The 12,109-nt window shown below is 49.7% G+C and carries 6 protein-coding genes, 14 tRNA genes, 2 rRNA genes and 2 pseudogenes; 22 read left to right on the top strand and 2 right to left on the bottom strand.

The genetic code is table 11. The features are described 5' to 3' along the window. The 7 genes from CLV36_RS16380 to CLV36_RS16355 all read left to right on the top strand — a co-directional run. Positions 1–155 (top strand): 23S ribosomal RNA (locus tag CLV36_RS16380); the annotation flags it as partial. Between the two features lie 102 nt (positions 156–257). Then, positions 258–334, top strand: a tRNA-Arg gene (locus tag CLV36_RS16375). A 6-nt stretch (positions 335–340) separates the two neighbouring features. Continuing rightward, positions 341–455 (top strand): 5S ribosomal RNA (gene rrf, locus CLV36_RS16370). Between the two features lie 25 nt (positions 456–480). Continuing rightward, a tRNA-Met gene (locus tag CLV36_RS16365) sits at positions 481–557 on the top strand. A gap of 272 nt (positions 558–829) precedes the next feature. Beyond that, a complete protein-coding gene (locus CLV36_RS17760; RefSeq protein WP_245888402.1) occupies positions 830–1,447 on the top strand; it encodes a toprim domain-containing protein in 618 nt (205 codons plus the stop codon). Next, positions 1,423–2,967: a type IA DNA topoisomerase gene (locus CLV36_RS16360; RefSeq protein ID WP_245888401.1), complete on the top strand. Its 1,545-nt coding sequence runs from the start codon at positions 1,423–1,425 to the stop codon at positions 2,965–2,967. The genes CLV36_RS17760 and CLV36_RS16360 overlap by 25 nt, the downstream gene beginning before the upstream one ends. A 149-nt stretch (positions 2,968–3,116) precedes the next feature. Further along, complete coding sequence (locus CLV36_RS16355; protein ID WP_106343357.1) at positions 3,117–6,491, top strand: phosphodiester glycosidase family protein; 3,375 nt, start codon at positions 3,117–3,119, stop codon at positions 6,489–6,491. A 44-nt stretch (positions 6,492–6,535) separates the two neighbouring features. Here CLV36_RS16355 and CLV36_RS17950 read toward each other — a convergent pair whose 3' ends face one another. Both CLV36_RS17950 and CLV36_RS16350 read right to left on the bottom strand, forming a co-directional pair. Continuing rightward, positions 6,536–6,670 carry a hypothetical protein gene (locus tag CLV36_RS17950; protein WP_259435572.1) on the bottom strand — a complete coding sequence of 45 codons (135 nt, stop codon included), beginning with the start codon at positions 6,668–6,670 and terminating at the stop codon, positions 6,536–6,538. 61 nt (positions 6,671–6,731) lie between these two features. Continuing rightward, positions 6,732–8,297 (bottom strand): glycoside hydrolase family 10-like protein, encoded by a 1,566-nt coding sequence (locus tag CLV36_RS16350; protein WP_106343356.1) that lies wholly within the window; start codon positions 8,295–8,297, stop codon positions 6,732–6,734. A 285-nt stretch (positions 8,298–8,582) separates the two neighbouring features. Here CLV36_RS16350 and CLV36_RS17975 point away from each other — a divergent pair. The 15 genes and pseudogenes from CLV36_RS17975 to CLV36_RS17480 all read left to right on the top strand — a co-directional run bounded on the left by CLV36_RS17975 (position 8,583) and on the right by CLV36_RS17480 (position 11,971). Continuing rightward, a pseudogene (locus CLV36_RS17975) lies at positions 8,583–9,554 on the top strand (MFS transporter). Between the two features lie 15 nt (positions 9,555–9,569). Continuing rightward, a pseudogene (locus CLV36_RS17045) lies at positions 9,570–9,806 on the top strand (hypothetical protein); the annotation flags it as partial. 226 nt (positions 9,807–10,032) lie between these two features. Then, a tRNA-Ala gene (locus tag CLV36_RS16335) sits at positions 10,033–10,108 on the top strand. A gap of 4 nt (positions 10,109–10,112) precedes the next feature. Next, positions 10,113–10,197, top strand: a tRNA-Tyr gene (locus tag CLV36_RS16330). 11 nt (positions 10,198–10,208) lie between these two features. Next, positions 10,209–10,283 (top strand) — tRNA-Gln (locus CLV36_RS16325). Positions 10,284–10,287: 4 nt separating this feature from the next. After that, positions 10,288–10,363 (top strand) — tRNA-Lys (locus CLV36_RS16320). A 7-nt stretch (positions 10,364–10,370) separates the two neighbouring features. Continuing rightward, positions 10,371–10,456, top strand: a tRNA-Leu gene (locus CLV36_RS16315). 6 nt (positions 10,457–10,462) lie between these two features. Continuing rightward, positions 10,463–10,536 (top strand) — tRNA-Gly (locus tag CLV36_RS16310). 5 nt (positions 10,537–10,541) lie between these two features. Then, positions 10,542–10,616, top strand: a tRNA-Asn gene (locus CLV36_RS16305). Between the two features lie 4 nt (positions 10,617–10,620). Then, positions 10,621–10,696: transfer RNA gene (locus CLV36_RS16300), tRNA-Thr, on the top strand. 5 nt (positions 10,697–10,701) lie between these two features. After that, positions 10,702–10,778: transfer RNA gene (locus CLV36_RS16295), tRNA-Glu, on the top strand. A gap of 9 nt (positions 10,779–10,787) precedes the next feature. After that, positions 10,788–10,863, top strand: a tRNA-His gene (locus CLV36_RS16290). A 6-nt stretch (positions 10,864–10,869) separates the two neighbouring features. Next, positions 10,870–10,944: transfer RNA gene (locus CLV36_RS16285), tRNA-Gly, on the top strand. A 21-nt stretch (positions 10,945–10,965) separates the two neighbouring features. Next, positions 10,966–11,039, top strand: a tRNA-Arg gene (locus tag CLV36_RS16280). A 185-nt stretch (positions 11,040–11,224) separates the two neighbouring features. Then, complete coding sequence (locus CLV36_RS17480; protein WP_181353115.1) at positions 11,225–11,971, top strand: hypothetical protein; 747 nt, start codon at positions 11,225–11,227, stop codon at positions 11,969–11,971. Positions 11,972–12,109 lie beyond the last annotated feature (138 nt).

Raw genomic sequence — 12,109 nt, 5'->3', positions numbered from 1 at the left:
TGAAAGCATCTAAGCGCGAAGCCCCCCTCAAGATGAGATTTCCCATTCCCCTGTGGAAGTAAGACCCCTTGTAGATGACGAGGTTGATCGGTCCGAGGTGTAAGCGCAGCAATGCGTTTAGCTGACGGATACGAATTGGTCGAGGGCTTATCCTACTTCATCTCTTCATCTTGCAACACGCTTTATTCCATTCTAATTTTCAGGGTGTGGCAAGATTTGCTTCAAATCTGGGCAACACCTGATCACAATGAAAACATGTGCCCTTAGCTCAGCTGGATAGAGCGTTTGACTACGGATCAAAAGGTCGGGAGTTCGAATCTTCCAGGGCACGCCAATATTGTCTGGTGATGATGGCGGAGGGGATCCACCCGTTCCCATACCGAACACGGAAGTTAAGCCCTCCAGCGCCGATGGTACTTGGGCTTAAGCCCTGGGAGAGTAGGTCATTGCCAGGCATATCCCATCTTTTGATGGGAACGACGCGGGGTGGAGCAGTCTGGTAGCTCGTCGGGCTCATAACCCGAAGGTCGCAGGTTCAAATCCTGTCCCCGCAACCAAATGCAAAAAAGACACCTTTCGTTGATGAAAGGTGTCTTTTTTTATATTTTATAGGCTGTAGATAAGTAAATCTAAATCGAATACAAAACGCAGACTAAAAATCGGCTTGGAATCAGTTTGTTGACAAATCTATCGTGTTTGACGATTGCGCTATATGGCAAACACATCTCATAAATAGCATACTCCTGAACGATTTGTTTTGTACACTCCAGCTTTTTTTCCTGTGGTATAGTGAATAGTGTTCGAAACCGGAACGGAAAGGATATGAAACATGGATGCGATTCTAGCAGAAAAACCGGATCAAGCGCGGAAATTGGCTTCCCCGTTTGCGCATAAAAAGGAAAAGACACGGATAACCATTGCACCATGTCCTGAATTTCCGCGCGGAGCGATCATTGTGTGGGCGATTGGGCATCTTTGCGAATTAGCTGAGCCGGAAAAGTATGACCCAGCCTGGAAAAAATGGCGTTTAGAAACGCTTCCCATCATTCCCGACCGATTCAAGCACCAAGTGATCAAACAAAAGGCGGGTCACTTTAAATTGGTGAAAGAAGTGTTGAACCAAGCGGACACTATTATCATCGCAACGGATCCGGCCTGTGAAGGAGAATATATCGCCCGGATCATCATCCAAATGGCTGGGGCGTCTCGGAAAAAAATTAAACGCTGGTGGTGTAGTTCGTTGACGGAGCAAGCAATTAAAGAGGCATTTGGCCGGCTCCGTTCTGACCGCGAGACAAAGCCTTATTTTGAAGAATCGTTGGCTCGATCATACAGCGATTGGTTGGTGGGCATCAATACGAGTCGGGTGTATACGTTATTGATGCAACAAAAAGGGATCAGAGAGGTTTTTTCACGGGCAGGGTGCAAACTCCCTTATTGTGCCTGATCCGCCGACGCGAAGAGGAGATAGAGCGCTTCAAGCAGGAGCCTTTTTGGGAGATTGTCGCCGTTTTTGATGCGGATGGAGAGAAGTACAAAGGGAAATTAGAAGAGCGTTTTTTTGATAAAAAACAGGCGGAGCGTTTACTGGAACAAATGAGGGATAAGCCTGGCGTAGTGGGGAAAATCGAAACCAAGTTGAAAAAAATCAGCTCGCCTTTGTTGCACAGCTTAAGCACCCTTCAAGCTAAAATGAACCGCATGTATAAGTTGGCGCCGTCCAAAGTGTTGCAATTGGTCCAATCCTTATATGAAAAAGGGTATGTTTCTTATCCCCGAACGGATAGCCAGCATGTGACTGCTGCCGAGGCCAAGGCATTTCCGAAGATCTTACGCTTACTCACCCCCCACTACAATATTGCGGACGACTTGCGAGACGTCAGCCGAAACAAGCGGGTGGTTGATCCGAAAAAGGTGTCAGATCATCACGCGATTATACCGACGGAGCAAGTTCCCACCCTCATCAAGCTAACTTCAGATGAGCGGAAAATTTATGATGAGTTGGCGCGGAGTTTGATTGCCGTCCATTATCCTGATCATGAATTCCTGCAGACGACAGTATTGACCATGATTGACAAGCACGCCTTCAAAACGGTCGGCAATAAAGTGGTGAAGATCGGATGGAAAGCGGTATTTCAACATGAGCAAGAGCAGGGAGATGAGGGGAATCAACCGCTCCCTCCTTTGCGTGAGGGTCAGGTGGTCAAGCCGGAGGTGGCGTTGAAGGAAGGGATGACACAACCACCTAAGCCTTACACAGAAGGCCAATTGATCACATTGATGAAAACGGCCGGCAAACATATCGAGGATGAGGAACTTTCGTCGATGAAAGGGCTTGGATTGGGAACGGAAGCAACTCGCTCTGGAATTATCCAAACTCTCAAGGATCGCAAGTATATCAAAGTGCAGAAAAATGTGGTGTCCACTACGGAGAAAGGAAAAGCCTTGGTCTCGGCCGTCGCGGATACTATTTTGGGGAAAGCGGATTTGACGGCAAAGTGGGAACAGTATTTGCATGCGATTGGCCGTGGGGAAAAAGCGGCTGCTCCATTCATCGAAAAATCAAAAGAGTTGGCTAAGCATTTGGTTGCCGATGCAATCAAGCGCGCCGACGGATGGGAAGTAGCTGCGGCGATACAGGAAAAAACGCAAACAAGCGGACGGAAGGGATCTGCGCAAGAGACCGTGGGGTCATGTCCGTTATGCGGTCAAGCGGTGGTTGACCGGAAAAAATTTTATGGCTGTCAGGGTTACCAAACTGGATGCAAATTCACCCTTCCCAAAACGTTGTTGGGAAAAAAGCTGAGTTCAGCGGTTGTGAAAAAACTGTTAAGTGGGAAAGAATCAGGCTTACTCAAGGGGTTTGTCTCAAAGAAAGGCAAACGGTTTGACGCCCGGTTGCGATTGGAGAACGGCAGCATTGCCTTCACGTTCCCCGAAGGTGCGGCCAAAAGAGAGAAGGCATAGTGTTTTCCGTTAGGTTGAAATGTACGGTTGCATGTTGGATGCAACCGTTTTTTGTGCAGAGGGAGCGAGAAAATAAGTTGTCAAAATATTATAATCATTATGAGAGCCTGTTTGATTAAGCTTTAACCGCAATGTAACGGAGGTGCCTGATGAACGCGTTTAAAAAGCGCTTGGCGGTGTTGTGCCTGCTGGTGATGGTGATTATTCCTGGCTGGACGGGAGCGGCTGAACCACTTGCCGCACAGCTGTCCGCAATCCACGATTCGGCCGAGGTGTTAACGGCAAAACCGTCGGAACCGTCTCAGCAAAGTGAGCCGGATTTGCCACAATTGATTCATGAGGAAGCGGAAGAAGAGCAAATTGCGCAAGGGATTTCCCTGACACAGTTTACTAGGTTTGACACTAAGGGTTGGCTAGAAGGGGCGGCGCTGACGGTGGACTTGGCCGAACCTAGTGTGAAAACGAATTTGTTGACGCCTCCCCATGTGGCGCAAAGTATGCCGCTAATCCAGCAGATGAAAGCGGCGGGCGCGATTGCAGGAGTGAACGGGGATTTTTTTGATATTGGCAATACGCAAGCAGCGTTGGGGGCGGAAGTTCGGTCGGGGGAATTACGAAAAAGTGGCGAGGACCGCTTGGCAGCGAGCGTCTCACAAGACCGGATCGGCCAAATCAGCCCCCTCGTATTGCAGGGCAAAGTGATGGCCAATGGGGCGACGACGACGTTGCATGCCATTAACGCTCCCCAGTTGCCGGCGGATCATTTGGCGATGTACACCCCGGACTGGGGTACGGCGAAGCGAACGCATCTGGTCAGCCCCGATTTTTTTGAAGTGTTGGTGGAAGACGGGAAAGTGAAAATGACTTATGCCGGTGGGGTACACAATGAAGCATTGCATGAAGGCCAATTCATATTGAGTGGCAAAGGTGCCAGTGCGGCGTTTCTTAAAGCGTTACCGGTGGGGAGCGCGGTTGAAGTTCGTGTAGAGACCAGACCGGACTTTAGGAAATTGGCTTTTGCGATCGGAGGCGGTGCATTACTGGTGGACAAGGGGAAGGTGGTGACTAAGGATCATGGCGCAGTTCATCCCCGCACCGCGGTCGGTTTTACCAAAGACGGCAAGAAGATGATATTGGCAACCATTGATGGAAGATCGTCTCGTAGCAGAGGTATGACGTTATTGGAATTGGCCCAATGGATGAAAGAAAAAAGGGCTTGGACGGCCTTAAACTTGGATGGTGGAGGCTCCTCTACTCTGGTTGCGCGCATGCAGGGACAGACTGGATTGAAAGTTGTCAATACGCCATCCGATGGACAAGAACGCCCTGTTCCTAACGGAATCGGCGTATGGAACGACAAACGAACGGGCCAGCTGGGTGGATTTAAGATCGAAGCGGGGTCCCGGCGTGTGTTTTCTGGATTGACCCGCAAATTTCGTGCCATGGCGTATGATACTGCTTTTGCGCCGCTTCAAACGGATCAGATTCGGATGCATTGGAGGGCTTTGCCGGCCGCGCTCGGCCGTTTTGACGGGGCAGTATTGCGGGCCGCGCACCCTGGAAAAGGCCGAATTTCCGTACGGAGCAGGGGTGTGGAGTCGATGGCAGAAGTGCATGTGCTGGGAAAACCGGTCTCCCTGGCAATTGAACCCCGGTTGATGGGTTTAGAAAAAGGAAAAACAGCTACTTTTTTGGTGACAGGAAAAGATGCGTCTGGTTATCAGACTTATGTGGAGCCGGAGGATGTCCAATTGAGCTATGACCGGCAAATCATCGATGTGAAAGCCAATGCCGACGGCAGTTTGACGGTGGTGCCACAAGTAGAGCAAGGGGTGGCGCGCATTACAGCTCGGGTTGGCGATTTGCAGGCGGTTGCCGGAGTTTCCATCGGTTGGGAACAACAACGCATAGAAACATTTGAAGATGCTTCGACACCATGGACTTTTGCCAAAGCACCTGCTGAAACAACGGGTGAGTTGCTGTATGTGGATGACGCAGAGCGAAAAAGCAAAGCGCTAAAATTGACTTATGATTTCACCAAGTCCACCAAGACGCGGGCCGTGTACGCCTTGCCGCCCACGGGGCTGATGCCACTACCTGGGGAAGTGAAAAAAATCGGTGTCCATGTGCGTGGAGATGGGGGCAATGGGCATTGGCTGCGGACGCGGATCAAGGATGCGGCGGGAGTGTACCATACATTGGATTTGGCGGCGGAGGTAAATTGGCATGGCTGGACATATATGGAAACGAATGTGCCAGCAGGGGTGCAATATCCGATTCAATTGAATCAAATTTATTTGGTCGAACCGGACGCCAAAAAGCAGGACAAAGGGGACATCTTGTTGGACGACGTGGTCGTGTATGTGTCTGCGCCCTTGCATCTTCCTGATGAACCGGTGCAACCGCATCCAATGGTATTGCAACAAGAAACCATGCCATCATCCGGTTGGCGGTTCGCTGTGTTGAACGACTTGCATATTGTAAGCGCGGCTCCTGACAGCAAAGAGGTAAAACACACGGTGCAGGTGTTGCGAGATCTTTCGCGCGAGGATGTCGATTTTGTCATCTTTAACGGGGATTTGGTGGATGATGCTACCATTGAAAATGTTACCTTTGTCAAGACATTGATCGAGCAAAACCTAGACAAACCGTATTATGTGACGCCGGGCAATCACGAAACGTATGGCACGGGCAACCTGAATCTTTTTGTACAGGTTTTTGGACCAAGGGCGGCGTTGCATCATTTTGACCACAAAGGCGTGCGCTTTATTCTGAGCAACACTGCGCTGGGTGGTTGGCGGGTGAGCGATGATGCTCAGTGGCGTCAGTTGGATGCTTGGTTGGAACAAGGAAAGCAAGATCGAAAAGTGCGGCAACTCGTTTTTTTGGCGCATCATCCTCTCAACGATCCCAACCCGTCCAAGACATCACAAATATCCGATGCGAGAGAGGCGGGTTTGTTGCAGAAGAAGCTGACCGACTTTTCCGAACGAAGTGGCAAGCCGGCCATCATGATTGCAGCACATGCGCATGTCCATCACTGGACGCAACGTGACGGCGTTGCCTATGCGGTGGTGGGACCCGTCGGTAAGCGAGTGTATGGTTCGCCGGATCGGGGTGGATTTTACGGGTATGGTGTATTCAGCATTAACGGGGAGAAAAAAGGGAACGTTCGCAAGCTCCCGTGGCTTGTGGCTGATGTGCGACCGATCCTTGAGGACATCGCGTTGGAGCGGACGGAGTTTTATGTGAATGAAACGGCTGAGGTGAAAGTGTCAGGTTTGCAAACAGGAGGTTGGACTTTTCCGCTCACCTATCCGGCGACTGTGCGGTATCGAGGAGAGAACGGTTTGACCGTCACCCGTTTGGATCAGGCGACGGGTTCCAGCATCGCTGTGTTTGATCCGTTTACCCATTTGCTTCGTTTTAGACGGCCAGGGAAGGTGGTTTTAGTAGTGCAGAGCGGAGGTTTCAGCAAGCGGTTTGTATTGGTTGGCACTCGGGCCAACAGCGGTGGTAAATGAACGGAGCTTGCAAAAAAGGTGCGCTTCTAAAGAGAAAAGGCGGGTTATTTCACCCGCCGCAAATGATTTCGTTTCCTCTTTTTTTTCTTGATGGTTTCCAGTGTATGCAGGTCTTTGTAAAATTGCGCATCCCGATTGACAGTCATCGCCCGCAAGAAAAAGAGCAGCCATCTGGGCATGTGATCCATCCTCCTCTATGTCATTTTTTTTTACTTCCGAACTGGTTGATGGTGGAAACCATCATCTTGCTGTCGTCGAGGGTAGCTGAATCGGGTTGCTAGCTCCACTTTCCTGATGGAGCCGGCTGACTGCTGTTACGACATAGGTGTAAGGTTTTGTCGGTTGTGCTGTGTCGTCAAAGAAGATTTGCTGTGTGTTTGAAACCGTTTTGCGGATGATGCCGACGATGTTGCGGGGCTGGTTTATGGTGATGGCTTCCCCCTCATCAAAGCGGTAAATGACAAAATAACTTGCCTCACTAGCCCGATTGGTGAACTGTAGGGTGACTCCACCGTATCGGCGTGTGGCGGAGAGGAGCGAAGGCGCGGCGGGTGTCTGGCCACCTAACCAAGGCATGACCGGAATGAGGGAGGGATAGCGATAGAGGTCTGTGCGCAAGCGGTCAGCCAAGCCCAATGGGTTTTTTAACAGGTCTTTGGTGCTGAAAAAGACGCTACCTTTTACTTCCGGGTATTGCCGATTTAATTGCAGCTGGTTAGGAATTTCTTCGGGCTTGTCCCAAGCCGCGCCGCTACCAACTTTGTACACAGCATGACCGATATACAAATGCGTGGCTTTACCTTTCACTTCATTGGCCCACCAGGGAACGAGCTTTTCATAAGCGGCGGCTGGAAAACCGATGTTCCAGTATATTTGGGGAGCGATGTAATCGATCCAGCCTTGGCGGATCCATGTGCGGGCATCGGCGAACAGAGAATCGTAAGCCTGAAAGCCGGAGGTGTCCGATCCACTGGGGTCCGTCGATTTGTTCCGCCAGATGCCAAATGGGCTGATGCCGAACTTCACATGGGGCTTGAGCTGTTTGATCTGCGCATTTACTTCTTTAACTAAGCGGTTGACATTGTCACGCCGCCAATCCGCTTTGTTGGGAAAGGATGCTTGGCCGTAAGTCAAGTAAGTTTGCTCATCGGGAAAGTCAGTGCCGTCAGGATAAGGGTAAAAGTAATCGTCAAAATGGACGGCGTCGATGTCATAGTTGCGCACCACTTCTTTGATGGTGTCCACGATGTGTGACCGTACCTGGGGAATGCCTGGATCATACCACAGCTTGCCGCCGTAGCTGACCACCCAATTGGGGTTCTGCCGTGCCGGATGGCTTGGCACCAAGGCGTTCAATTGGGTGTCCATGCTGACGCGATAGGGGTTGAACCAAGCATGGAATTCCATGTTGCGTTTATGGGCAGCTTGCACCATAAACGCCAAGGGATCATAATCGGGCGACACGCCTTGGGTTCCTGTCAAATACTTGGACCAAGGGTTAAGCGTGGAAGGATAAAATGCGTCGGCGGTCGGCCTTACTTGAACAATGACGGCATTGATGCCCATCGCTTGTAGGCGGTCTAAAAGCGTGATGAACTCGGCTTGTTGCTGATCTTTACTGAGCCCGGTTTTGGAAGGCCAATCAATGTTCAGTACAGTGGCGATCCATGCGGCGCGCAATTGCCGCTTTTCTTCAATGGAAGCGCTTAACGAGGGATCCGGGCTTTCTTGTGCCCGCCCTTGCAGGGGGACGGCAAAAAGAAGGAGAAGCAGGGCCAACAGGCACGAAATCAACTCTCCACGCATCCTGATTCACTCCTCGAAAAATTCATAATGTTCTTTGTTTGTTAAATTATACCCTAGCCCGTGGTTATTTGAAAGCAGGAACCCCGACGATCTGATCGAGCAGAGGTTTTTAAAAATGGTTGCGATGAGTTGGAAAAGTGGAGGAGGTACCTTTTTTCAAACCGCATGTCCGGCCCGTTGGCTTGCATAAAAATATCCCAATCGTTGAGAGGGTTTTGTCTAGTTATTCTCTGTTTTATGAGTATAATCTAATTTGGAATAATAACGAAAGAAGGCCGGATTTGTATGTTGTTACCAGGAAAATGGAAAATGAGTTATCCGCGCAAAGTGTGGGTGCTTGGCTTTGGCATGTTTGTTTATTTGACAGGCATGTCTTTTCTATGGCCGTTGATAACGATTTATACCACGCAGCAATTGGGGGGATCCATGCGGATCGCGGGGTTGGTGCTGATGGTTTACCAAGGAGCAGGAATGGTTGGTAGCTTGTTGGGTGGGATGCTTTACGACCGCTATGGGACGAGGCGCATCATTCCCATCGGGGCGGTCGGCGCGGCTGTGTTTGCATTCATCCTACCGTGGATCGAATCGATTGGGATCTTTGCTTTTATCCTTTCTATAAGTGGGGTTTGTATCAATCTGGTTATTCCGATTATGTACGCTTTGGTGGGAGATGCGTAGCCAGAAGGAGGGAGAAAGGCGTTTAACTTAATGTACGTGAGTAGTAATTTAGGTGTGGCTCTTGGAGCGGCGATTGGTGGAATGCTTGCTCAAATTTCGTTTATGTATGTCTTTTTGGCCAATGGTCTTCTTTATTTGGCTTTTTTGTGGATCGTGTTGAAGCGGTTTCCTTATCCTGATCGAGATTCCAAAGCTTTAAAGGAAGTTTCATCCGCCGGATTGGCGGTTGGAAGCGGAAAGCGGCGATGGATATCGTTGTTGATTTTATGTGTGGGATACATGCTGTGTTGGATGGCTTATGTGCAGTGGCAATCCAATATTTCCACTTTTATGCTCACGTTGGATTACCCAACTGCTTTATACAGTTTGTTGTGGACGGTGAATGGCTTAGTGATTTTATGTGCCCAACCTCTGATTACATATGTGACCAAGCGATGGTTGGTCTCTCTGCGTAGCCAATTGATAGCTGGTGTCATTCTGTTTATGCTCGCGCTGTTAGGGCTGAGTCAATTTCATCTGCCTTTTGCGTGGATGGTTGTGTGGATGACGGTGATGACCTTGGGTGAAATCTTGATTTAGGCAGCAGTACCGACGGCGGCAGCGGAACTAGCGCCTCCGCGCCAGACTGGGCGTTATCAGGGGATGGTTAGTTTTGCGGCGACGGCGGGGCGAATGATTAGCCCGGTGTTCGGCGCTATCGTGGTTGAGCGTAGAGGAGCGGAGGGAATGTTGTGGGTCATGTCCGCTATCCTGTTGATACCGATTGTCCACTTTGCCTGTTATCATCTGTTTGCCAAGGATACGCTTCATGCGCACCAGCCATCCCAGTGATTGAGGACGGTGGACGCGCTTCGATATGATGCTCATTGTGGGTGCAGGACGCACACAGTATCTTGAAAAAACGCATGTGAACCAGTCACGTGCGTTTGTCTCTTCTCATATGATGAAGGGAAGAGATTTTTATGTAAAAAATTAATGGAAAATGGTGATGAAGGTATTGCGTTTTTGATTAAGGCATGTTATAGTTATATCTTGTGAGTGGCTTTTTTCACCACTTGGGGCTATAGCTCAGCTGGGAGAGCACCTGCCTTGCAAGCAGGGGGTCAGCGGTTCGAATCCGCTTAGCTCCACCAATATGGAGGGATACCAAAGTGGCCAAATGGGGCGGACTGTAAATCCGCTGGCTTTGCCTTCGTAGGTTCGAATCCTACTCCCTCCACCATCATGTTACGCTGGGGAATAGCCAAGTGGTAAGGCAACGGACTTTGACTCCGTGATGCGTAGGTTCGAATCCTACTTCCCCAGCCAATATGAGCCATTAGCTCAGTTGGTAGAGCACCTGACTTTTAATCAGGGTGTCGAAGGTTCGAGTCCTTCATGGCTCACCATATTTGTGCGGTCGTGGTGGAATTGGCAGACACGCTATCTTGAGGGGGTAGTGATCCCTGATCGTGCGAGTTCGAGTCTCGCCGACCGCACCAGCCTTCGCGGGTGTAGTTCAGTGGTAGAACATCGGCCTTCCAAGCCGAATGCGAGGGTTCGATTCCCTTCACCCGCTCCAGATGTTCCTCAGTAGCTCAATGGCAGAGCAACCGGCTGTTAACCGGTAGGTTGTAGGTTCGAGTCCTACCTGAGGAGCCAGCATGCTTCCTTAGCTCAGTCGGTAGAGCGCTTCCATGGTAAGGAAGAGGTCACCAGTTCGAGCCTGGTAGGAAGCTCCAGATATGGCCCGTTGGTGAAGCGGTTTAACACACTAGCCTTTCACGCTAGCATGCAGGGGTTCGAATCCCCTACGGGTCACCATTTTTCTTGGCGGCCGTGGCGAAGTGGTTAACGCACCGGATTGTGGCTCCGGCATTCATGGGTTCGATTCCCATCGGTCGCCCCACAACATGCGGAAGTGGCTCAGGGGTAGAGCATCGCCTTGCCAAGGCGAGGGTCGCGGGTTCGAATCCCGTCTTCCGCTCCAACTTAACAATTTAATATATGTGTGCCCTTAGCTCAGCTGGATAGAGCGTTTGACTACGGATCAAAAGGTCGGGAGTTCGAATCTTCCAGGGCACGCTGAAAAAACAGCAGACATCATGTCTGCTGTTTTTTGTTTTAACAACCGTTCATAGTGTGCGTGAAAGCGCTAGTTACCTGAGGGTTGCATGACATATTTTGAATTTTTCCCTTTTTTTGTTTTTTGTAGAAGGAATAACTAATTTTCTGTTGAAATAAGTTTAAGCATAAGGAGGGATACATACATGATTAAAAACTATTTAAAATCAATTTTCATGTGTATGTTGTTGTTTGCGTTGTCGTTTTCTTTTCCAGGGTTTTCAAGTGCTTCCCAAGAGGGTACCACCCTTGAGATGAAAGCAGAAGCACTGAAGAGTGCCAATTTTTTGACTGTGTTGCGGTTTGATGATGATTGCACCTCTTTGTATATGGATGCGAAAGTTAATCCGTTCATGGATCAGCTTGGTAATGTGCCAAAAGGAACGAATTATGATGTGGTCTACCATATTTATGAGATGCCAGCTACAGACAGCTCCCTGTCCCAAGGAAAGCTTGTGTCATCAGGGAAGATTGCCAATGCCACAGACAATAAGCGGTTTTCCATCAAGGTTCCTAATGCCGAGAAATCCAAAAAATACACCGCTAAATTGGAACTGAGGGCTGAAGGTACTAAATTGGGCAAAACGTTGGTGACAAACTTGCAATTCGGGGACTGCGGAAAAGACAAGCCGGGCAATAAGCCAGGTAACCCAGGTAATCCAGGTAATCCAGGCAATCCTGGTGATAACCCGGGAACCCCTGGTGACAATCCGGGCCAACCTGGCGATAACCCAGGCAAACCTGGAAACCCAGGTAACAATCCTGGTAACCAACATCCAGGCAACGGGGGTAAAATGCCGAAAACGGCAACTGCTTATCCTGTCTACATGATTGCTGGCATTGGTTTGTTGCTAGCTGGTTTGGGATTGAGCCGCTTGGCTAAGCGGGCTTAACCAAGCAGTGGTGAAGAGAAAGCTGTGTGCATGCACACAGCTTGAGGCTGCTGACAAACTGCCTTGAAAGGCAGGGTCAGCAGCCTTTTTTGTCGAATCAATAAAAAACAATCTATAAGGAGTTTTTTCTATGTTTAG

This window comes from Laceyella sediminis (assembly GCF_003003125.1).
GTDB classification, from domain to species: Bacteria; Bacillota; Bacilli; order Thermoactinomycetales; family Thermoactinomycetaceae; genus Laceyella; species Laceyella tengchongensis.
Note: the sequence above shows the minus strand (reverse complement) of the source record. Positions and strands in the feature narration are given on the sequence as shown.

What these genes read in the sequence shown, in the direction of transcription:
- CLV36_RS16350 (WP_106343356.1), bottom strand. Translation starts at nt 8,297, where the DNA reads ATGCGTGGAGAGTTGATTTCGTGCCTGTTGGCCCTGCTTCTCCTTCTT.
- CLV36_RS17760 (WP_245888402.1), top strand. Translation starts at nt 830, where the DNA reads ATGGATGCGATTCTAGCAGAAAAACCGGATCAAGCGCGGAAATTGGCT.
- CLV36_RS17950 (WP_259435572.1), bottom strand. Translation starts at nt 6,670, where the DNA reads ATGCCCAGATGGCTGCTCTTTTTCTTGCGGGCGATGACTGTCAATCGG.
- CLV36_RS17480 (WP_181353115.1), top strand. Translation starts at nt 11,225, where the DNA reads ATGATTAAAAACTATTTAAAATCAATTTTCATGTGTATGTTGTTGTTT.
- CLV36_RS16355 (WP_106343357.1), top strand. Translation starts at nt 3,117, where the DNA reads ATGAACGCGTTTAAAAAGCGCTTGGCGGTGTTGTGCCTGCTGGTGATG.